General features: G+C 54.8%; 21 protein-coding genes and 1 other RNA gene. 11 read left to right on the top strand and 11 right to left on the bottom strand.

The features are described from left to right. Position 1 precedes the first annotated feature (1 nt). The 5 genes from EKN38_RS03195 to EKN38_RS03175 all read left to right on the top strand — a co-directional run bounded on the left by EKN38_RS03195 (position 2) and on the right by EKN38_RS03175 (position 2,894). Positions 2 to 400 carry a phage holin family protein gene (locus EKN38_RS03195; RefSeq protein WP_013098867.1) on the top strand — a complete coding sequence of 133 codons (399 nt, stop codon included), beginning with the start codon at positions 2 to 4 and terminating at the stop codon, positions 398 to 400. Further along, on the top strand, positions 397 to 693 hold the full coding sequence (locus EKN38_RS03190; RefSeq protein ID WP_013098868.1) for a YqjK-like family protein: 297 nt from the start codon (positions 397 to 399) through the stop codon (positions 691 to 693). The genes EKN38_RS03195 and EKN38_RS03190 overlap by 4 nt, the downstream gene beginning before the upstream one ends. A 278-nt stretch (positions 694 to 971) precedes the next feature. Further along, positions 972 to 1,364: a DoxX family protein gene (locus tag EKN38_RS03185; RefSeq protein ID WP_014833394.1), complete on the top strand. Its 393-nt coding sequence runs from the start codon at positions 972 to 974 to the stop codon at positions 1,362 to 1,364. 72 nt (positions 1,365 to 1,436) lie between these two features. After that, the gene (locus EKN38_RS03180; RefSeq protein ID WP_014833395.1) at positions 1,437 to 2,423 is read left to right on the top strand and encodes a glutathione S-transferase family protein; all 987 of its coding nucleotides are present in this window, start codon (positions 1,437 to 1,439) and stop codon (positions 2,421 to 2,423) included. Between the two features lie 105 nt (positions 2,424 to 2,528). Continuing rightward, positions 2,529 to 2,894 carry a DUF805 domain-containing protein gene (locus tag EKN38_RS03175; protein ID WP_014833396.1) on the top strand — a complete coding sequence of 122 codons (366 nt, stop codon included), beginning with the start codon at positions 2,529 to 2,531 and terminating at the stop codon, positions 2,892 to 2,894. A gap of 41 nt (positions 2,895 to 2,935) precedes the next feature. Here the strand turns inward: EKN38_RS03175 and EKN38_RS03170 are convergent, their stop codons facing one another. Further along, positions 2,936 to 3,838 carry a LysR family transcriptional regulator gene (locus EKN38_RS03170; RefSeq protein WP_014833397.1) on the bottom strand — a complete coding sequence of 301 codons (903 nt, stop codon included), beginning with the start codon at positions 3,836 to 3,838 and terminating at the stop codon, positions 2,936 to 2,938. A 104-nt stretch (positions 3,839 to 3,942) separates the two neighbouring features. On the opposite strand from EKN38_RS03170, the gene EKN38_RS03165 reads away from it, so the two are divergent. Further along, a complete protein-coding gene (locus EKN38_RS03165) occupies positions 3,943 to 4,644 on the top strand; it encodes a pirin family protein (protein WP_013098873.1) in 702 nt (233 codons plus the stop codon). Positions 4,645 to 4,957: 313 nt separating this feature from the next. Here the strand turns inward: EKN38_RS03165 and EKN38_RS03160 are convergent, their stop codons facing one another. The 9 genes from EKN38_RS03160 to garL form a co-directional block, all read right to left on the bottom strand. Then, positions 4,958 to 5,368 (bottom strand): Spy/CpxP family protein refolding chaperone, encoded by a 411-nt coding sequence (locus EKN38_RS03160; RefSeq protein WP_014833398.1) that lies wholly within the window; start codon positions 5,366 to 5,368, stop codon positions 4,958 to 4,960. Between the two features lie 152 nt (positions 5,369 to 5,520). Beyond that, on the bottom strand, positions 5,521 to 7,815 hold the full coding sequence (pflB, locus tag EKN38_RS03155) for a formate C-acetyltransferase (protein ID WP_014833399.1): 2,295 nt from the start codon (positions 7,813 to 7,815) through the stop codon (positions 5,521 to 5,523). A gap of 15 nt (positions 7,816 to 7,830) precedes the next feature. Continuing rightward, a complete protein-coding gene (gene tdcD / locus EKN38_RS03150) occupies positions 7,831 to 9,039 on the bottom strand; it encodes a propionate kinase (RefSeq protein WP_014833400.1) in 1,209 nt (402 codons plus the stop codon). A 29-nt stretch (positions 9,040 to 9,068) separates the two neighbouring features. After that, positions 9,069 to 10,400, bottom strand: a complete 1,332-nt coding sequence (gene tdcC / locus EKN38_RS03145) for a threonine/serine transporter TdcC (protein ID WP_014833401.1) — start codon at positions 10,398 to 10,400, stop codon at positions 9,069 to 9,071. Positions 10,401 to 10,409: 9 nt separating this feature from the next. Further along, complete coding sequence (gene tdcB, locus EKN38_RS03140; protein WP_014833402.1) at positions 10,410 to 11,399, bottom strand: bifunctional threonine ammonia-lyase/L-serine ammonia-lyase TdcB; 990 nt, start codon at positions 11,397 to 11,399, stop codon at positions 10,410 to 10,412. A 119-nt stretch (positions 11,400 to 11,518) separates the two neighbouring features. After that, positions 11,519 to 12,439 carry a transcriptional regulator TdcA gene (tdcA, locus tag EKN38_RS03135; RefSeq protein WP_014833403.1) on the bottom strand — a complete coding sequence of 307 codons (921 nt, stop codon included), beginning with the start codon at positions 12,437 to 12,439 and terminating at the stop codon, positions 11,519 to 11,521. Positions 12,440 to 13,115: 676 nt separating this feature from the next. Further along, an RNA gene (rnpB, locus tag EKN38_RS03130) (RNase P RNA component class A) lies at positions 13,116 to 13,494 on the bottom strand. Positions 13,495 to 13,553: 59 nt separating this feature from the next. Next, the gene (gene garR / locus EKN38_RS03125; RefSeq protein ID WP_013098882.1) at positions 13,554 to 14,444 is read right to left on the bottom strand and encodes a 2-hydroxy-3-oxopropionate reductase; all 891 of its coding nucleotides are present in this window, start codon (positions 14,442 to 14,444) and stop codon (positions 13,554 to 13,556) included. 22 nt (positions 14,445 to 14,466) lie between these two features. Continuing rightward, entirely contained in the window at positions 14,467 to 15,237 is a 771-nt protein-coding gene (gene garL / locus EKN38_RS03120) for a 2-dehydro-3-deoxyglucarate aldolase (RefSeq protein ID WP_013098883.1), read from the bottom strand. 352 nt (positions 15,238 to 15,589) lie between these two features. Here garL and garD point away from each other — a divergent pair, with 352 nt between their 5' ends. Beyond that, positions 15,590 to 17,161 carry a galactarate dehydratase gene (gene garD, locus EKN38_RS03115; RefSeq protein WP_014833404.1) on the top strand — a complete coding sequence of 524 codons (1,572 nt, stop codon included), beginning with the start codon at positions 15,590 to 15,592 and terminating at the stop codon, positions 17,159 to 17,161. A gap of 100 nt (positions 17,162 to 17,261) precedes the next feature. Here the strand turns inward: garD and EKN38_RS03110 are convergent, their stop codons facing one another. Next, entirely contained in the window at positions 17,262 to 18,071 is an 810-nt protein-coding gene (locus tag EKN38_RS03110; RefSeq protein WP_013098886.1) for a DeoR family transcriptional regulator, read from the bottom strand. A gap of 239 nt (positions 18,072 to 18,310) precedes the next feature. Here EKN38_RS03110 and kbaZ point away from each other — a divergent pair, with 239 nt between their 5' ends. The 4 genes from kbaZ to agaE are packed head-to-tail and all read left to right on the top strand — an operon-like array spanning position 18,311 to position 21,769. Further along, positions 18,311 to 19,618, top strand: coding sequence for a tagatose-bisphosphate aldolase subunit KbaZ (kbaZ, locus tag EKN38_RS03105; protein WP_043951703.1), 1,308 nt, complete (start codon positions 18,311 to 18,313; stop codon positions 19,616 to 19,618). 19 nt (positions 19,619 to 19,637) lie between these two features. After that, complete coding sequence (gene agaV / locus EKN38_RS03100; protein ID WP_014833406.1) at positions 19,638 to 20,111, top strand: PTS N-acetylgalactosamine transporter subunit IIB; 474 nt, start codon at positions 19,638 to 19,640, stop codon at positions 20,109 to 20,111. Between the two features lie 10 nt (positions 20,112 to 20,121). Beyond that, the gene (gene agaW, locus EKN38_RS03095) at positions 20,122 to 20,901 is read left to right on the top strand and encodes a PTS N-acetylgalactosamine transporter subunit IIC (RefSeq protein WP_014833407.1); all 780 of its coding nucleotides are present in this window, start codon (positions 20,122 to 20,124) and stop codon (positions 20,899 to 20,901) included. Further along, a complete protein-coding gene (gene agaE / locus EKN38_RS03090; RefSeq protein WP_013098890.1) occupies positions 20,891 to 21,769 on the top strand; it encodes a PTS N-acetylgalactosamine transporter subunit IID in 879 nt (292 codons plus the stop codon). The genes agaW and agaE overlap by 11 nt, the downstream gene beginning before the upstream one ends. Positions 21,770 to 21,777 lie beyond the last annotated feature (8 nt).

Here is a 21,777-nt window from a genome sequence, read left to right as displayed (position 1 = left end):
TATGGAAGATCCTCGTCACGCACAAGGGCCTGCTAACAACGTCCTCGGCATCGGCCAGCGTATTTTAACGACGCTGGTCGGGATTGCCGAAACGCGCGTCCGGCTGGCAGTGGTAGAACTGGAAGAGGAGAAAGCCAACCTCTTCCAGATGCTGCTGATGCTCGGGCTGACCATGCTCTTCGCCGCGTTTGGTCTGATGAGCCTGATGGTATTAATCATCTGGGCTATCGACCCGCAATATCGACTTAACGCGATGATTGCCACCACCGTCGTTTTGCTGGTTGCGGCACTGATTGGCGGTATCTGGACGATGCGCAAAGCGCGTAAGTCCACTTTCCTGCGCCATACGCGCCAGGAGCTGGCGAACGATCGCGCTCTGCTGGAGGATGACAAGCCGTGAGCGATAAAGCCGAACGTGAAAAGCGAAAAGCCTTTCTGTTAAGTCAGATCCAGCAGCAACGGCTGGATCTGTCTGCCAGCCGTCGCGACTGGATTGACGCGACGCGTCGTTTTGACCGTGGCTGGAACACCTTCCTGAGCCTCCGTTCCTGGGCTCTGGTCGGCAGCAGTGTGATGGCTATCTGGACGATCCGTCATCCGAATATGCTGATCCGTTGGGCCCGACGCGGCTTTGGTGCCTGGAGTGCCTGGCGCCTGGTGAAAGCAACGATTCGCCAGCAGCAGCTTCGCTAGCCTTCTCGCCGGGTGGCGGCGTCGAGGTAAAAGTAAAACGGTAACTCAGGTTACCGTTTTTTGTTTTTGCGCCCTCTCCCTGTGGGAGAAGGCTGGGGTGAAAGCACTAGCTCACCTGCCCTTACTCAATATCTTTGATAAAGATTGACAGTTTTCCTTGCTAACAATCGCCCACCGTCACCTTTATGATGCTCTCCATCGACAGCAAAGACGCGGTATCTAACCGAATTTGCAGACAAATAAAGATCAGCCACTAATGTGGTTTCCTGGAGAGTAAAATGAAAAAATTAGAAGATGTTGGTGTACTGGTAGCACGTATTCTGATGCCAATTCTGTTCATCGTTGCAGGTTGGGGCAAAATCACCGGTTATGCGGGTACCCAGCAATACATGGAAGCCATGGGCGTTCCGGGATTCCTGCTGCCACTGACCATTCTGCTTGAGTTCGGCGGCGGCCTGGCAGTACTGTTCGGCTTCCTGACCCGCACCACGGCACTGTTTACCGCGGGCTTCACCCTGCTGACGGCGTTCATCTTCCACAGCAACTTTGCTGAAGGTGTGAACTCCCTGATGTTCATGAAAAACCTGACCATCGCGGGTGGCTTCCTGCTGCTGGCTATCACCGGCCCGGGCGCATACAGCATCGACCGCGTTCTGAATAAGAAATGGTAAGCACGCTATACTGAATGAACACAAAGCGAGGAGACCTCTCCTCGCTTTTGCTATCTGACGGAGGAGAAAAAAATGGGACAACTCGTAGACGGCGTCTGGCAGGATGTCTGGTATGACACCAAATCCACCGGTGGACGCTTCAAGCGCTCTGTTTCGGCCTTCCGTAACTGGCTCACCGCCGATGGCGCACCCGGCCCCAGTGGCGAGGGTGGCTTTGCCCCCGAGAAAGATCGGTATCACCTTTATGTTTCCCTCGCCTGCCCGTGGGCACACCGCACGCTGATTGTGCGCAAGCTGAAAGGCCTCGAATCCTTAATTCCGGTGTCGGTTGTGAACCCGCTAATGCTGGAAAACGGCTGGACTTTCGACAGTGATTTCCCTGCTGCGACGGGTGATGACCTTTACCATCATGACTTCCTCTACCAGCTTTATCTGCGTGCCGACCCGCACTACACCGGGCGCGTCACCGTACCGGTTCTGTGGGACAAGAAAAACCAGACGATTGTCAGCAATGAGTCTGCGGAGATCATCCGCATGTTCAACACCGCCTTCGATGCCCATGGCGCGCGCGCGGGTGATTACTATCCGGTTGAGCTGCGAGACAAAATCGATGAGCTGAACAGCTGGATTTACGACAACGTTAACAATGGCGTTTACAAGGCCGGTTTTGCCACCAGCCAGGAAGCCTACGACGAAGCGGTCGGGAAAGTCTTTGAATCTCTTGAGCGTCTGGAGCAGATCCTCGGCCAGCACCGCTACCTGACGGGCGATCGTCTGACGGAAGCGGATATCCGCCTGTGGACGACGCTGGTTCGCTTTGATCCGGTGTATGTTACTCACTTCAAGTGCGACAAACATCGCATCAGCGATTATCTGAACCTGTATGGTTTCCTGCGCGACATCTACCAGATGCCGGGAATTGCCGAAACGGTCGATTTTGACCATATTCGTACCCACTATTTCCGCAGCCACAAAACCATTAACCCGACGGGTATTATCTCTATCGGGCCGTGGCAGGATCTAAATGAACCCCACGGGCGCGACGTTCGTTTTGGATAAATATCGAGGGCATCGTGAGATGCCCTTTTTTAATTCACAATCTGCATCTATCCTTACCTCGATCGCTTAGAAAACAAGTGATTGACTGATAAAAGAGGCAAGGAAATGGATTGGTATTTAAACGTACTGCGCAACTACATTGGATTTGGTGGCCGCGCGCGCCGCAAAGAGTACTGGATGTTCATTCTGGTGAACTTCATCCTCGCTCTGGTGCTGAGCATCGTGGATAAAATTCTGGGCTGGGAGTGGGCGAGCGGGGAAGGCGTCCTTACATCGATTTATGCCATTTTTATTCTGCTGCCGTCGTGGGCCGTCCAGTTCCGCCGGCTTCACGACACGGATCGTTCCGCCTGGTGGTTACTGCTGCTGTTGATCCCGGTAGTGGGGTGGATCGTGATTTTAATCTTCAACTGTCAGAGCGGGACACCGGGCGAAAACCGCTTTGGTCCGGATCCTAAAATCGGCGCGTAACTTTATGCCCGATGGCGCTTACGCACATCGGGCTTACACTTTTACTTGTTGTGATGCGCAAAGAGCTTTGGAATTTCGCGCAAACACCACGACTTGGCTTCGCCCATGCTGTCGCGACGCCACGCCATAATGATATCCACTTCGCTGGTATATTCCGGGCTGACAACGCGCAGACGCCCTTCAGCAATATCTTTTTCAACAAACGGATACGGCATGGTCGCCACGCCCAGTCCGGCCAGCAATGCCTGGCGCTTATCTTCCAGAGAGGTCACCGTCAGACGCGGCTGTTTATCCAGCAACTGTACCGTTAACACCGGACGCTCACGCGCGGTATCCGCGACCGCCACGCCGCGATACTTCACACGCGTCACTTCAGAAAGCGGCTCCGCCTCCTGGTGAATCGGGTGATTGGGTGCGGCGACGTAGACGTTCATCACGCTGTAGAGTTTGCGGGAGTTGATTTCAGACGATGACCGGAAGTGCATATCCGGCGCAATGACGATATCCGCCCTGCCCGTCTCCAGACGCTCCCACGCGCCTGCCAGCACCTCAGTGATGATTGAGAGCTGCGTGTTCGCTTTGTCTGCCAGCCTGTCCACCAGCGGGAACAGCGCCTCGGTAGGCACCAGAGCCTCAGTGACCAGCGTCAGATGGGTTTCCCAGCCGCGCGCCAGCGCTTCGGCGTCCGTCGTGAGTTTATCCGCCGCTTCCAGCAGTACGCGACCGCGCTCCAGCAGCATCCGCCCAACGTTAGTGAATTTTGTTCGATGACCGGAGCGGTCAAAGAGTACCACGTCCAGCTCTTCCTCCAGCTTCTGCATGGTATAGCTGAGCGCAGACGGAACGCGCCCCAGTTCATCTGCCGCGGCGGCAAAGCTGCCGCGCCTGTCAATCGCGTCCATGACGCGAAGCGCCTCAAGCGTCAATGCTCTCTCTTTAGCCATCTCGTTCTCATTCAGGAAATTTGAACATACCCGGCAGAATATCTGGCTAACAATGAAGCGTCCATACCTTTACCATTGTTTTAGTGTAAAGAGAGGTCAAGTTTATGATTACGACAAGAACAGCTAAACAGTGCGGACAAGCCGATTTCGGTTGGCTGCAGGCCCGCTACACCTTTTCCTTTGGACACTACTTTGACCCTAAACTCCTCGGTTACGCTTCATTGCGCGTGTTAAATCAGGAAGTACTCGCCCCGGGCGCCTCCTTCCAGCCGCGTACGTATCCGAAAGTCGATATCCTGAACCTGATCCTGGAAGGCGAGGCAGAATACCGCGATAGCGAGGGCAATCATGTCCAGGCAAAGGCTGGCGAAGCGTTATTAATTTCCACGCAGCCGGGCATCAGCTACAGCGAGCATAACCTCAGCAAAGACAAAACGCTGACCCGCATGCAGCTGTGGCTGGATGCCTGCCCTGAGCGGGAAAATCCGCTGGTGCAAAAAATCGATCTGCAGAGCGAAAAGCAACAGCTGATCGCTTCTCCGGACGGGAGCAAAGGCAGCCTGCAACTGCGTCAGCAGGTGTGGCTGCACCATATCGAACTGAAGAAAGGTGAACAGGCGAGCTTCCAGCTTCATGGCCCGCGCGCCTATCTGCAATCGATTCACGGTACGGTGCATGCGGTAACGCACACGGAAGAGAAAGAGGCGCTCACCTGCGGCGACGGGGCGTTTATTCGTGATGAAGCGAATATTACGCTGGTGGCCGATACGCCGCTGCGTGCGCTGCTGATTGATTTGCCGGTTTAAAGAATGCCCTCACCTACAGGGCTGAGGGATCCCCACAAAATAATGCGTGCACAAACGGCCCCCTCTCCCTTGAGGGAGAGGGCTGGGGTGAGGGGGAACATACGGCTCTGGTGGTCATTCCGTTCACTTTACGTTGATTGCTACTCTGTAACGACGAAACCTGTGAACGTGTCAGGGCGACTCAGTCGCCACCGCCCTGACGACCCGGGCTCCCGGCCAGAAGGAAATGCCTCAGCGATTTACAGCCGGACCAGGGCATCGCTGTAATTGCTTAATTCTACAGTTAAATGTTAATCGCTTTTGAATGTAAAGATCACTCTGCCAGCGCGTTAGCCATATCCGTTCTGATCTGCTTACGCTGTTCCGGTGTCAATACCTGGCTAACGTCGAAGTAATATTTCACGCGGTAATAACGGGTCTGCTCTTCAATTTTGCTGAAGGCGGTAAGCTGGCTTTTCACCGTGCTTTCGTCCCATTTACCCGCCTGGAACATGTCGATCAGCGCACCGTCCTTCACGCCCGTCATTGGGATCTTGCTGACATTTTGTTCCAGCTGCTGATGCAGATCGTCAATCTTTTTAACCTGCTCATTGCTGAGCTTCAGGTGCTGTACCAGCGGATCCTGCGATGGAGAAGGGGCTGCCTCAACGTTCGCGGCCTGCGCGGTAAAGCTGCACACCGCCAACGACGCTGCAACCAAAGCAATACGGGCCATTTTCATCATCTTACTGTCCTTACATTTTGTTATGGGGAAAAGCAGGAACATTGTTTTTCAAGAGCGGATGAATATGTGTGAGTAATTATATAAACAATTTTGTATGTTTAGCGGGCAAAAAAATGCCCCCTGCGTTGAGGGGGCATGAGACCTGAATGTCGTCAGATTGATTGCGTAAATGTTCGCGAAATCACATCCTGCTGCTGCTCGCGCGTCAGGGCATTAAAGCGCACCGCATACCCCGAAACGCGGATCGTCAGGTTCGGGTAATTTTCCGGGTGCTCAATGGCATCCAGCAGCATTTCCCGGTTCATGACGTTGACGTTCAGATGCTGCCCGCCCTCGATGGCTGTTTCGTGGTGGAAATACCCGTCCAGAAGCCCCACCAGGTTGGTTTTGCGCACCAGCTCGTCCTTGCCCAGCGCCTGCGGCACGATGGAGAAGGTGTAAGAGATCCCGTCCTTGGCGTAGGTGAACGGCAACTTGGCGACCGAGGTTAACGATGCCACCGCCCCTTTTCTGTCACGTCCGTGCATTGGGTTGGCACCCGGCGCAAACGGCGTGCCGCCCCGGCGTCCGTCTGGCGTGTTGCCGGTCTTCTGGCCGTACACTACGTTCGAGGTGATGGTCAGGATCGACTGGGTAGGCACCGCGTTACGATAGGTTGGCAGCGCCTGAATTTTTTTCATAAAGCGCTCCACCAGGTCGCAGGCGATGCTGTCCACGCGATCGTCGTTGTTACCGTACTGCGGATAATCCCCTTCAATCACGAAATCGACCGCCAGACCGGTATGGTCGCGCACCGGTTTCACCGTGGCGTATTTAATGGCGGAAAGGGAATCCGCCGCCACCGACAGTCCGGCGATACCGCAGGCCATGGTGCGGTAGACGTCCCGATCGTGCAGCGCCATCAGCGAGGCTTCGTAGCTGTACTTATCATGCATGTAGTGAATGAGGTTCAGGGCGCTGATGTACTGTACCGCCAGCCAGTCCATAAAGTGATCCAGGCTCGCCATCACGGTGTCGTAATTCAGCACCTCATCCAGCAGCGGCGCAGTTTTCGGGCCGACCTGGATCTTCAGCTTCTCGTCCACCCCACCGTTAATTGCATACAGCAGCGTTTTGGCGAGGTTGGCACGGGCACCAAAGAACTGCATCTGCTTGCCGATCACCATCGGGCTGACGCAACAGGCAATGGCGTAGTCGTCGCTGTTGAAGTCGGCACGCATCAGGTCGTCGTTCTCATACTGTAGCGACGAGGTGACAATCGAGACCTGCGCGGCGTATTTCTTGAATGCGATCGGCAGTTGTTCAGACCACAGGATCGTCAGGTTTGGCTCTGGCGCAGGCCCCATGGTGTGCAGCGTGTGCAGATAGCGGAAGCTGTTTTTGGTCACCAGCGTGCGGCCGTCCAGCCCCATCCCGCCAATCACCTCCGTCGCCCAGATCGGATCGCCGGAGAAGAGCGTGTCGAACTCCGGCGTGCGCAGGAAGCGCACCATGCGGATCTTCATGATGAAGTGGTCGATCAGCTCCTGCGCCTGGACTTCATTCAGCCTTCCTGCCTGCATGTCGCGTTCAATGTAGATATCGAGGAACGAGGCCGTGCGTCCCAGCGACATTGCCCCACCGTTCTGGGATTTCACCGCCGCCAGGTAGGCAAAGTACAGCCACTGCACCGCTTCCTGCGCGTTCATCGCCGGACGCGAGATATCAAAGCCATAGTTCGCCGCCATCTGCTGGATCTGCAGCAGCGCGCGCTTATGCTCCGCGAGCTCTTCGCGCAGGCGGATCGTCGCCTCCAGATCCTCGCCGCGCTCCAGTTTCCCCTGCAGATCCGCAAACTGCAGTTCACGCTCGCGCACCAGATAAGCGATCCCGTACAGCGCCACGCGGCGATAGTCGCCGATGATGCGCCCGCGCCCGTAGCCGTCCGGCAAACCGGTCAGTACGCCGGATTTACGGCAGCGCATCATCTCCGGCGAGTAGACGTCAAACACGCCCTGGTTATGGGTTTTGCGCAGGTCGGTAAACAGGTATTCGAACTGCGGATCCATCTCGCGGCCGTAGGCGTCGAACGAGCTGCGGATCATGTTGATCCCACCATACGGATGCAGGGCGCGCTTGAGCGGCTTATCGGTTTGCAGGCCGACGATGGTCTCCAGCTCCCGGTCAATATAGCCCGGCCCATGCGCGGTAATGGTGGTGGCGATGTTGGTATCGAAATCTACCGGGGCGTGGGTGGCATTCTCCTGACGAATGCCGACCATCACCTTTTGCCACAGCGCCGTCGTTGCTGGCGTCGCCTGCGCGAGGAAAGTTTCGTCGCCTTCATAAGGGGTGTAGTTATGCTGAATAAAATCGCGCACGTTAACGGCGTCTTTCCATTCTTCACCGCGAAACCCGGCCCATGCGTCGCTGTAGGGCGCAACGCGCGTATCAATCGTTACTTTCATGAGATTCTCGCTCTGTCAGGCGTAAGCCGCAGCCGGGGTAACCTTCCCAAGACGGAGGGCGTCCAGCGCGATCATTTTTTCTTCATTGGTAGGGACAACCGCGCAGGCCACGCGGGACGACTCAGTGCTAATGACGCGCTCACCCGCGCTGCCCGGCAGGGCATTTTTGGCATCGTCGAGGATGATGCCAAAGACTTTCAGGTGTTCCGCCACCAGCGCACGGACAAGCTTCGAGTTTTCGCCAATGCCGCCGGTAAAGACCACCCCATCCAGGCGGTGCAGGGACGCAGCATGACCCGCAATGTGCCGCGCAATGCGGTGAACGAAGGTATGGATAGCCAGCTGTGCCCGCTCGTTGCCTTCGTGCCAGGCTTTCTCCAGCGTGCGTAAATCGGAGGAGAGGCCGGAGATCCCCAGCAATCCGGACTCTTTATTGACCACGCGCTCCAGATCCTCAAACGACTGGCCGGTTTGCTGGGCAATCCACGCCATCGCGCCAAAATCCACGTCGCCACAGCGCGTGCCCATCATCAGCCCTTCCAGCGGCGTCATTCCCATCGAGGTATCGACGCTTTTGCCATTACGAACCGCGCAAATCGACGCGCCATTCCCAAGGTGGGCAATCACTAACCCGCTGTCGTCCGGTGAAAGCCCGAGAAGCGCCTGCGCCTGCCCGGCAACGTAGCGGTGGGAAGTGCCGTGAAAACCGTAGCGCCGCACGCCCAGCTCTTCAAAATAGCGGTACGGCAATCCGTACAGATACGCCTGCGGCGGCAGCGTCTGGTGGAAGCTGGTATCGAACACCGCGACCTGCTGTACGCCCGGGAACAGGCGCTCTGCGGCTTCCACGCCGCTTAAGTTGGCGTAGTTATGCAATGGCGCCAGAGAGGAAACCTGGCGGATCTCGTTGATAACCTGCTCCGTGATAAGGGTCGACTCGCTGAAACGTTCGCCACCGTGAGCAATGCGGTGGCCAATTAAGGCCACACTGCTCATCAGGTTACGCTTCTCCAGCTCCAGGGCGATGGCAGCCAGGGCCCCTTCGTAGTCGTGGTGAGCCAGTGTGGCTGGCTCACCCCCGTTCACGGAAATAAAGGCGTTTTCAGTATTGATACCGTCGGCAATGCCCGTCATCAGGGCATCGCAGCTGCTGGCATCGAGTACCGAAAACTTAACAGAGGACGAACCGCAGTTAATAACCAGTACAACCGGAAACTCATTCATCATGTGACTCCGCTCTTCCTGAGCTTTGGTTAGAACAGTTTGTAAACGATATTCAGAATGGTCAGCAGACCCACAATCGTGACGAAGATGTTCTCCGGTCTGCCTTTGTATTTCGCCATGGCCGGCGCTTTGCGGATGGCATACATCGGCAGCAGGCACAGCAGAGAGGCGATGATCGGCGCACCCATGGCTTCGATAAGGTCAAGAATGTTCGGGTTGGCATACGCGACGACCCAGGTGGACCCCATGATGAAGACCATGCTGATGGTGTTCAGTTTGCCCACCGAGACCTTCTTCTTATCGCCCTTGTAACCGAACTTCAGGATCAGGCCGTTAAGCCCTTCCAGCGTGCCCAGGTAGTGGCCGAAGAAAGATTTGAAGATTGCGACCAGCGCGATGATGGAGGCGCCGTATTCCAGCACCGTCGCAAACGTCGATTTGGTGCCTGACATCGACGCAAAATGGTTCGCCAGATAAGAGAGCACCGGAATGTTCTGCGCTTTGGCATCAGCCATGTTCTGCGGAGAGAGCGTAAACAGGCAGCTAAAGGCGAAGAACATCACCACGGCCACCATCAGCAGGCTGGCGCGGCCGATGATTCTGGAACATTTCTGCTCGGTGAAGTCTTTACCGAACTCCGGTTCGTACTCTTCGCGCTTGGAGACCACAAACGAGGAGACAATCGGCGAGAAGTTAAAGGAGAAGACCATGATGGAGATCCCCAGCCACACCGTCACCAGAATGCCGTCATGGCCGGTGAAGGCGATATCGCTCAGGTTGACCTGGTCGATCACCGCCGAGTTCCAGTAAGGGATCAGCGACAGGGAAATCAGCACCAGACTGGCGATAAACGGGAACACCAGAAAGCTCATGACCTTCACCATCAGATCTTTGCCAAACCAGATCACAAAGGCCATCAGCAGCAGCAGGAACAGCGCCACCACCCCGCGGTTCAGCGCCGGCAGCTGGAGCTGGTTTTCCCAGAAGGTCATAAAGGTGTTGGTAATGGTGACGCCGTAAATCCACAGCAGCGGGCAAATGGCGAAGAAGTAGAGGAAGGTGATGACCACTCCGCCTGTTTTACCAAAATGCTCCTCCACCGTTTCGGTGATATTGCCGGAAACGTTGCTACCGGACAGGCACAGACGCGCCAGCGCGCGGTGGCAGTAGAACGCAATCGGGAACGCGAGAAGCAGCATCAGCAGGATAGGGATCAAGCCGCCAAAACCTGCACGAATAGGGAAGAACAGCACGCCTGCGCCAATGGCGGTACCAAACAATCCCAGCGTCCAGGTGGTGTCTGACTTACGCCAGGAGGACGTTTTTGTCTGGCCAACGATAATGCTTTCAGTGTTGCTCATAGGTCATCCTTATGCGTCAACGAAGCCGGTAATTTGGGAAACACGGGAGAGATCGATATTGCCGCCGGAAATAATGCAGACGGTTTTGCGTCCCTGAATATAATGGTCGAGCTTGCCGCTTAATAACGCCGCACAGGCCAGCGCACCCGCCCCTTCAGTCACCACTTTATTGCGCTGTATTAACGCAATCATGCTGTTGCGAATGTCATCTTCACTAACCAGCACAATGTCATCGACTAATTCGTGAACAATTTCGAAGGTTAAATTTCCCGGACGAGAAACATCGCAACCGTCGGCTAATGTGCCGGTCACGCGATGGCTTGTTATTTCTCCGGCCTGATACGATGCCGCCATGCCGTGAACGTTTTCCGACTGCACGCCAATAATATTAATGGTCGGGTTAATCGATTTTATGGCCGTTGCGATGCCGGCAATTAACCCGCCACCGCCGATCGGCACAATGACGTTATCCACGTCGTATAAATCTTCGAGAATTTCGAGGCCGATCGTGCCCTGACCGGCGATCACTTTCGGGTCATCGTAAGGCGGGATAAAAATACGCCCTTCCATCTCAACGATTTCGCTCACTTTGGCGATCGTGTCGTTGAAGTTCTCGCCGTGCAGCACCACTTCCGCCGAGTAGTCACGCGTGGCGGCAACTTTGGATTTTGGCGCGCCCATCGGCATCACCACTTTGCCGTCGATGCCGAGCATGGCACAGGAAAGGGAGACGCCCTGCGCATGGTTTCCCGCAGAGCAGGCCACAACCCCTTTACGTCTTTCAGCATCGGTCAGCGAGCTTAATTTATTGAACGCGCCGCGAATTTTGAAGGAGCCGGTACGCTGCATATTTTCAAACTTCAGAAAGATTTCACCCTTACAGCGTTCGCTGAGATAATTAGAGCGCGGCATGCCGGTTTTATATATCTTTCCTGCCAGTCGTTTTCTGGCGTCCTGAATATCTTCAATGGTTACCGGGAGATCGTAGGTAATATGCATAATATCCTCGTTATAATAATTCATTCTTTTCGGGCAAAGTCAGGGTATCAGAGCACAGCTAAAATAAGCTCTGGGGTGTTTTTCAAAAAATAGGCAGTACTTATTTGGAAATTAATTATTCATCGTCGTCGTTCACTGGTCAGTGACGCATATTGTTTTGCCAGCTCAACTAACACTGACGCTGATTTTTTAATTCTGTAATTTTTTGACCACACGGCGGCATAGCGTGCCACCGGTAATTCATCTTCTACTGGCAGTACAATAAACTGGTCTGAACCGAACGGCGCAATCATGTCGCGAGGGATCACCGTCAGGTAATCGGCATTCAGGACAAGGTTATAAATGGTGACGACGGAATCGGTCTGGACGATGTTTTCAATACTGATGTGGTTGTCTTGCAGAGTGGTCAGAAGTTCTTTGTAGTAGCCCATGTCGGTTTGCGGCATCACCCACTGCTCATGGGTGAGCGATGCCAGTGTCGTCGGGGCGGTGCACGTTCGTGATTTGCTGGCCACCAGCACAAATTCAGACTCGAACAGCGGCTCGACATGCAGATCCTGCAGCAGCATTTCATCACTCAGCGTGCCGATGGCAAAGTCCAGACGCCCGTCACGAATGGCCGGAAGGAAAGAAGAGAGCTGCGCTTCATACATGGAGACCCGCGCTTTCGGGAACACTTCCTTGAATTTTTTGATCATTTCAGAGAGGAACGTGAAGCCAATCAGCGACGGATAACCAAACGAGACGTCCATGACGGTGCTGAAACTGAGGCTGTTAATCTCGCTCACCATGTTTTTCATCTCACGGGTGATCGTCTCTGAGTACGAGAGCAGAACCTGGCCCGCCGCCGTTAGTTTTACGCCCGTGTTTTTACGCACCATCACTTCCACACCGAAGTAAGATTCGATGTCACTGATAATTTTGCTGACGGCGGGTTGCGTCAGACCCAGTTGTCTTGCTGCAGAACCTATGGAGCCACTTTTAATGACTTCCTGAAATACCACGAGGTGCTGTGTTTTCGGTAGAATAATAGTGTTCATAATATTCTGCGCTTATTTCCCTATGACGGGGTGAATTCTACTCAATATTGTTTCAGGGGGTATGTGCTGTTACTCACAATTTACCTTTTCGCACCATTACCAGGAACTACCGGACCCCACTAAAAACCCTTAAAATCAATAAAATACGACAAACCAAATACGCTATTACGCTGATATTGATCAACAAAAATGGCGGTAATAAATTTATTTTATGGCGATAACCCGGATAAATTTTTCTGCGTTTAAAAAATCAATAAAGACTATCTTTCAGGCAATTAAAGAACAATAAATAACCATTGTTCATGTGAAACATTCTTTCAGTTTTTCGAAATTTACAGGCGTAATTTGGCAGAGGTTCGGGAAAGAGTGGAATACGTCACACATTCTTTGGGTGAATGTTTTTAATTTCAAAATATGCATATCAAATAAGAAAACATTCGGGATCATCCAGTTAACATTCATAACAAATTAATCATACTCAGAATTCAGGATTTTTTAGCGGTAAATTTTGTGATAACGATCAGGATTAGACAGCAGAGCGGCAATGAATGAAGAAAACAGTGAAATGTGCTTAATGTCGCAAATATGAGAATTGGTGTCGTTTGGGGGGGGGCCGGGTGGCGCTGCGTACATACCTCATTAAGCAAAAACCCCGCCGAAGCGGGGTTCTCTAAGAAGTTGAAGCTGACCGATAAGCCGGGTTCTGTCGTGGACAGTCATTCATCTAGGCCAGCAATCGCTCACTGGCTCAAGCAGCCTACCCGGGTTCAGTACGGGCCGTACCATGTGAACCCCTATTTGGCCTTGCTCCGGGTGGAGTTTACCGTGCCACGGACTGTTACCAGCCGCGCGGTGCGCTCTTACCGCACCCTTTCACCCTTACCTGATCCCACTTGCGTGGGCCATCGGCGGTTTGCTCTCTGTTGCACTGGTCGTGGGTTTCCCCCCCAGGCGTTACCTGGCACCCTGCCCTGTGGAGCCCGGACTTTCCTCCCCTTCGCCCGTCTCCACCCGAGGGTGGACGACGACGAAGCGGCGACTGTCTGGTCAGCTTCGGCGCGCAGTATAGTGGGTTTGCACGCCGCTGTCACCCTCAGGAGTGGGGAAGACGAAATTAGCGGGAGACTTCCACCTTCGCCAGTTTTTCGTAGTAGCACGCAATGGCACTGTGGTCGGCGGTGCCCAGACCGTCGGCGCGCAGCGCCTGCATCATCTCCATGACGGCGGCGGTCAGCGGCAGTTGGGCCCCTACGCCGTGAGAAGTGTCCAGCGCGTTAGCCAGATCTTTAATGTGCAGGTCGATACGGAAACCGGGTTTGAAGTTACGATCCATCACCATCGGCGCTTTAGCATCCAGCACCGTGCTGCCCGCCAGCCCACCGCGGATTGCCTGGTAAACCAGATCCGGGTTGACGCCCGCTTTGGTTGCCAGAGTGAGCGCCTCCGACATGGCGGCAATATTCAGCGCCACAATCACCTGGTTTGCCAGCTTGGTCACGTTACCCGCGCCAATCTCCCCGGTGTGCACCACGGAACCGGCCATCGCTTTCATCAGGTCGTAGTATTTATCGAAAATCGCCTTGTCACCGCCGACCATGACCGATAACGTGCCGTCAATGGCTTTCGGTTCACCGCCGCTCACCGGGGCATCGAGCATCTCGACGCCTTTCGCTTTCAACGCCTCGCTGATTTCCCGGCTGGCCAGCGGTGCGATAGAGCTCATGTCGATCAACACCAGGCCCGGCTTCGCACCGTCGATAATACCGTTCTCACCCAGCGCGACCTCTTTTACATGTGGAGAGTTTGGCAGCATGGTGATAATGACATCGCACTGCTCAGCAATGGCTTTGGCTGTGGTGGCCGTTTCTGCGCCAGCCGCCATCACTTCGGCTACAGCCTGCGAATTATGGTCTGAAACCACCAGTGAGTATCCTGCTTTAATGAGGTTTTTACTCATTGGTTTACCCATAATGCCCAGGCCAATAAAACCCACTTTCAGCGTCATAATCTGTTTTCCTCAAAGATGGTTATTTTTTAAAAGCGTCCGCTAATTTCTGCGTCGCAGAACGGAATACGCCGAGGTCGCTGCCGACGGCAACGAAGGTCGCGCCCCACTCCAGATAGCGGCGTGCGTCTGCTTCAACCGGCGCCAGAATGCCACACGGTTTGCCGTGCGCTTTGGCGCGGGCAAAGATGTGCTGAATGGCGCGCTGCACATCCGGGTGACCCGCATTGCCCAGGTGCCCAAATGCGGCCGCCAGATCGCTTGGGCCGACGAAAATGCCGTCCACACCCTCGGTGGCGGCGATGGCATCCACGTTGTCGACACCCTGCTGACTCTCAATCTGTACCAGAATGGTGATGTTGCTGTTGGACTGCGCAAAGTAGTCCGGTACGGTGCCAAACATGTTGGCGCGATGCGAAACGGAGACGCCGCGGATCCCTTCCGGTGGATAGCGTGTTGACGCCACGGCCTGTGCCGCTTCCTCCTGCGTTTCAACAAACGGGATCAGGAAGTTGTAGAAGCCGATATCCAGCAGGCGCTTGATGATCACCGGCTCGTTCGTGGGGACGCGGACCACCGGCGCGCTCTGGCTGCCTTTGAGCGCCATCAGCTGCGGAATAAAGGTGCTGATATCGTTCGGCGCATGCTCGCCATCCAGCACCAGCCAGTCGAACCCCGCCAGACCCAGCACTTCGGTGCTGATTGGGTTTGCCAGTGCGGACCAGCATCCAATCTGAATCTGGTGCGCCGCAAGCGCCGCTTTAAATTTATTTGGGAAGATAGCGTTATTCATCGTATTTACCTTTTTAATTCCGCAGCCCTGGTCAGTATATTTATTACCAGCGTTATATTTATTCTCTATTTCGGCGTGATAAAATCGTCATTCAGTATAATCTCCACTTTCCGGCAGCACATTGTTTTAATGCTCAAGTGTTACGCTCTGTTTCAATAATATTTTGAGCATATGCACAAACCACTGGGCGCTGATGCACAGAATCAGCCATTACTGGTTCGGGAGCGATCGCGATCACATTCTCACGCTCTGTCTCCTGACATGCTCTATTTTCGCAAGCTGCGTTTTTATTTTTGCCATAAGAAAATTGGCTGTATTAATTATCAGATTCTTTGCTGGAGAATATTGAACAATGGCCGACATTGAAATTCGACAAGCGTTGCCGACGGCGTTCTATATAAAAGTTCACGACACGGATAATGTGGCAATTATTGTGAACGACAATGGCTTAAAAGCCGGAACCCGCTTCCCGGATGGTCTGGAGCTGATTGAACATATTCCGCAGGGGCATAAAGTGGCGCTGGAGGATATCCCGGCCCAGGGTGAAATCGTGCGTTATGGTGAAGTCATTGGCTATGCCGTCCGTGCCATTCCGCAAGGCAGCTGGATTGATGAGTCTCTGGTTGAGCTGCCAGAAGCCCCACCGTTGAACACCCTGCCGCTGGCGAACCGCGTCCCGGAGCCGCTGCCACCGCTGGAAGGGTACACCTTTGATGGCTACCGCAACGCAGACGGGAGCGTGGGAACCAAAAACCTGCTCGGCATTACCACCAGCGTTCACTGTGTGGCAGGCGTGGTGGATTACGTGGTGAAACTCATCGAGCGCGATCTGCTGCCAAAGTACCCGAACGTTGATGGCGTGGTGGGGCTGAATCACCTTTATGGCTGCGGCGTGGCGATCAATGCCCCTGCGGCCGTGGTGCCAATCCGAACTATCCACAATATCGCCCTGAACCCGAACTTTGGTGGCGAAGTGATGGTGATAGGCCTGGGTTGTGAAAAACTACAGCCTGAGCGCCTGCTGCAGGGCACCGAGGATGTCAAAGCCATTCCGGCCGACGAGGCCAGCATTGTGCGTCTGCAGGACGAGCGCCACGTTGGTTTCCGTTCGATGGTTGACGATATCCTGCAGGTGGCAGAGCGTCATCTGGCTAAACTCAATACCCGTCAACGTGAGACCTGCCCGGCTTCCGAGCTGGTGATTGGTACACAATGCGGCGGCAGCGATGCGTTTTCCGGCGTGACCGCCAACCCGGCGGTGGGTTATGCCTCCGACCTGTTTGTTCGCTGCGGGGCCACGGTGATGTTCTCCGAAGTGACCGAAGTGCGTGACGCCATCCATCTGCTCACGCCGCGCGCCATCAACGAGGAGGTAGGCAAACGCCTGCTCGAAGAGATGGCCTGGTACGATAACTATCTTGATATGGGTAAAACCGACCGCAGCGCCAACCCGTCTCCGGGCAACAAAAAAGGGGGTCTGGCGAACGTGGTGGAAAAAGCGCTTGGCTCAATCGCCAAATCCGGCCAGAGCGCCATTGTGGAAGTGCTCTCGCCGGGCCAGCGCCCGACAAAACGCGGCCTGATCTACGCGGCAACGCCGGCCAGCGACTTCGTTTGCGGCACCCAGCAGGTGGCTTCCGGCATTACGGTGCAGGTCTTTACCACCGGACGCGGTACGCCGTACGGCCTGATGGCGGTGCCTGTGATAAAAATGGCGACCCGCACTGAGCTGGCTAACCGCTGGTATGACCTAATGGACATTAATGCAGGCACCATTGCCACAGGGGAAGAGAGTATAGAAGAGGTAGGCTGGAAGCTGTTCCACTTTATTCTTGATGTGGCGAGTGGTCGGAAGAAAACCTTCTCGGATCAATGGGGGCTGCACAATCAGCTGGCGGTGTTTAACCCGGCACCGGTGACGTGATAGCCCCTCACCCTGCCCTCTCCCCACAGGGGAGAGGGTAAAAACCGCACCGAGCAGTCCCCTCTCCCCACAGGGGAGAGGATTAGGATGAGGGGAGAAACTACCCTTTCACCAGCACCACATCGATCCCGCTTTTACGCAACCCATCCAGGCTCTCCGCCGGAATGCCTTCGTCGACAATAATCATATCAATCCGTTGTGTATCAATGATTTTATGCAGGCTTGAGCGGTTAAATTTGCTGGAGTCGGTCACGACAATAATACGCTCTGCCACTTCGCACATCCGGCGGTTGAGGCGCGCCTCGTCTTCATTGTGCGTACTCACGCCGCGATCGAGATCGATTGCGTCAACGCCCAGGAACAAAAGATCGAAGTGATAATTCTGTAATGACTGCTCCGCCTGGTCGCCATAAAAGGATTGCGACTGGCGGCGCAGATGCCCGCCTGTCATCAGCAGTTCCACTCCTTCCGCTTCCAGCAAAGCGTTCGCGACGTTCATGCCATTAGTCATGGCAATCACATCTGTGTGCTGGCGCAGCATTCGGGCAATTTCAAACGTTGTGGTACCCGAATCCAGAATGATTCGATGCCCTGGCTTTACCAGTTCTGCGGCAACCTTCGCGATGCTGCGCTTCACGGCAGTATTCAGCGAGCTTTTATCTTCAACGGAGGGTTCAACGCCCGGCACATTACCTTCGCAAATCAACGCGCCGCCATAGGCGCGAACGGCGATACCTTGCTTCTCCAGAAAAGCCAGATCGTTGCGGATCGTTACCGTCGACACGCCGTATAAATGGGAAAGATCGTTAACCTGTACGCTTCCCTGCGCCCGCAACCGCTGAATGATCTGCTCTCGCCTTTCACTGGTGCCGGTGATGCGCTTTTCCGCGGAGGAATCAGTGCTGCTCATACGCGATCCTTTATAAATAAACTTTCGTTTCATTTCGTTTTGCCTATTAAGGCCTTTCTTTTAGGGGAATGCAAGCCCCATCTGCCGTTCTTACCCTCCCCTTCCCGACGCTGAAACCTTTCATTGCGTTTCTTTTGTGAAACAGATCGGAAAACCATTATCTTTCGTTTTATTTTTATACCACCATAATGCAGTATCAAATGAAACAAAACGAAAGATGAATACCATCACCATCCGAAATGGAGAGGAAAGTGAAACATCTGACTGATATGGTGGAACAACATAAACGGGGGAATTCAAACGGGATTTATGCCGTCTGTTCCGCACATCCATTAGTACTTGAAGCTGCAATTCGTTACGCCCATTCGCAACAAACGCCGCTGCTGATTGAAGCCACCTCAAACCAGGTCGATCAGTTTGGCGGTTACACCGGCATGACGCCCACCGACTTTTACGGGTTCGTCCGCAAGCTGGCGGACTCTCTTGGCTTCCCCGCGTCACAGCTGATCCCCGGCGGCGACCACTTGGGGCCAAACCGCTGGCAACACCTGCCCGCGCAGCAAGCGATGGCAAATGCTGACGATCTTATCAAAAGCTATGTCGCAGCCGGGTTCAAAAAGATCCACCTCGACTGCAGTATGTCCTGCGAGGATGATCCGGTTCCTTTGACCGACGCGATTGTCGCCGAACGCGCGGCACGTCTGGCAAAAGTCGCCGAGAAGACCTGCCGTGAACAGTTTGGTGAATCCGATCTGGTCTATGTCATTGGCACTGAAGTCCCCGTGCCGGGTGGCGCACACGAAACGCTTACCGAGCTTGAAGTCACCACGCCGGACGCGGCTCGCGCGACGCTTGAGGCGCATCGTCATGCGTTCGAAAAGGAAGGGTTAGGTGACATCTGGCCACGCATTATTGGCCTGGTGGTTCAGCCTGGCGTGGAGTTCGACCATGGGCACGTCTGTGACTACCAGCCGCAAAAAGCCCATGCCCTGAGCACCATGGTTGAAGCCTACGATACGCTGGTTTTTGAAGCGCACTCCACCGACTACCAGACGCCACAGGCGCTTCGCCAGCTGGTAAAGGACCACTTCGCCATTTTAAAAGTCGGCCCGGCCCTCACCTTCGCTCTGCGCGAGGCACTCTTTGCGCTGGCTGCCATAGAAGAGGAGCTGCTGCCAGCGAAAGCCAGCTCGGGCCTGCGTCACGTGCTGGAAAACGTGATGCTCGATCGGCCGGAATACTGGCAAAGCCACTACCATGGCGACAGCAACGCACGCCGCCTGGCGCGCGGCTACAGCTACTCTGACCGCGTACGCTACTACTGGCCGGACAGCCAGATTGACGATGCCTTTGAACGTTTGGTGCGTAACCTGGCGGACGAACCGCTACCGTTGCCGCTGATTAGCCAGTATCTGCCGTTGCAGTACAGCAAAGTTCGCGAGGGGGCTCTCAAGTCAACGCCGCGAGAACTCATCATCAACCACATTCAGGACATACTTCAGCAGTACCACGCCGCCTGCGAAGGCGTAACGACTCAGCATGCATAATTAAAAAGAGGAAAAAGCTATGCCAAACATTGTCTTATGCCGAATTGATGAACGTCTGATCCACGGTCAGGTGGGCGTGCAATGGGTGGGGTTCGCGGGGGCGAACCTGGTACTGGTCGCGAATGACGAGGTGGCAGAGGATCCGGTTCAACAGAACCTGATGGAAATGGTGCTCGCGGAGGGGATCGCCGTGCGTTTCTGGTCTTTGCAAAAAGTGATCGACAACATTCATCGCGCCGCTGATCGCCAGAAAATTCTACTGGTCTGTAAATCTCCCGCTGATTTTCTGAAGCTGGTTGAAGGGGGCGTGCCCATCACCCGTATCAACGTAGGAAACATGCACTACGCCAGTGGCAAACGACAAATTGCCAAAACGGTATCTGTAGACGCGGACGACATCGCCGCCTTCAACGGCCTGAAAGCGGCCGGGGTGGAATGCTTCGTTCAGGGCGTTCCAACAGAGACTGCTTTGGATCTCTTTAAACTGCTTTGAGGGATTCACAATGGAAATCAGTCTGTTGCAGGCTTTCGCGCTGGGGCTTCTCGCCTTTATCGCGGGTCTGGATATGTTTAATGGCTTAACACACATGCACCGTCCGGTCGTACTTGGGCCGCTGGTTGGCCTGATCCTTGGCGATCTGCACACCGGGATTTTAACCGGCGGGACGTTAGAGCTGGTCTGGATGGGTCTGGCACCGCTCGCGGGCGCACAGCCGCCAAACGTCATTATCGGCACCATCGTCGGGACCACGTTTGCCATCACCACAGGCGTGAAACCGGATGTCGCCGTTGGGGTCGCCGTGCCGTTTGCCGTCGCGGTACAGATGGGAATTACCTTCCTCTTCTCGGTAATGTCCGGTGTGATGTCCCGCTGCGATCGCATGGCGGCTAATGCAGATACTAACGGCATTGAACGGGTTAACTATCTGGCTCTGCTGGCACTCGGCCTCTTCTATTTCTTGTGCGCGTTTCTGCCCATTTATTTCGGTGCAGAACACGCGAAAACCGCCATTGATGTTCTGCCGGCGCGTCTGATTGACGGCCTTGGCGTCGCGGGCGGCATCATGCCTGCCATTGGCTTTGCCGTGCTGCTCAAAATCATGATGAAAAACGTCTACATCCCCTACTTCATTATCGGTTTTGTCGCCGCGGCCTGGCTCAAGCTTCCGGTGCTGGCGATTGCCGCTGCCGCGCTGGCCATGGCTTTGATAGACCTGATGCGTAAATCACCTGAACCGGCGGCACCAGCGGCCCAGAAAGAGGAATTCGAAGATGGCATCTAATCACACAACATTACCGGGCGTGTCTGAAAGCGAAGAGACGCTGCTGACCGGCGTCAATGAAAACGTCTACGAAGACCAGAGCATCGGTGCAGAACTGACGAAAAAGGACATCAACCGCGTGGCCTGGCGTTCTATGCTGCTGCAGGCCTCATTCAACTATGAACGTATGCAGGCCTCCGGCTGGCTTTACGGGTTACTGCCCGCGTTGAAAAAGATCCATACCAACAAGCGCGATCTGGCGCGAGCCATGAAAGGCCACATGGGGTTCTTTAATACCCACCCGTTCCTGGTGACCTTTGTTATCGGCATCATTCTGGCGATGGAACGCTCCAAACAGGATGTAAACAGTATTCAGAGCACCAAAATTGCCGTCGGTGCGCCGCTTGGCGGCATTGGTGACGCCATGTTCTGGCTGACCCTGTTGCCGATCTGCGGCGGTATTGGCGCCAGCCTGGCGCTGCAAGGTTCGATTCTGGGTGCGGTGGTGTTTATCGTGCTGTTTAACGTTGTGCATCTCGGCCTGCGCTTTGGCCTGGCGCATTACGCTTACCGGATGGGCGTCGCAGCCATTCCGTTGATCAAAGCCAATACTAAAAAGGTCGGCCATGCGGCTTCCATTGTCGGGATGACGGTGATCGGTGCGCTGGTGGCAACCTATGTTCGTCTCAATACCACGCTCGAAATCAAAGCCGGTGATGCGGTCGTCAAACTGCAGGCTGACGTTATCGATAAGCTGATGCCCGCGTTTCTGCCGCTGGTCTACACCCTGACCATGTTCTGGTTGGTGCGTCGTGGCTGGAGCCCGCTGCGGCTGATTGGTATCACCGTGGTGTTGGGTGTTGTCGGTAAATTCTGTCACTTCCTGTAAAAGCAAAG

The sequence above is a fragment of the Enterobacter sp. WCHEn045836 genome, from assembly GCF_003965585.1.
Classification (GTDB): Bacteria; Pseudomonadota; Gammaproteobacteria; order Enterobacterales; family Enterobacteriaceae; genus Enterobacter; species Enterobacter dissolvens.
This window is presented reverse-complemented; position numbering and strand designations above follow the sequence as displayed.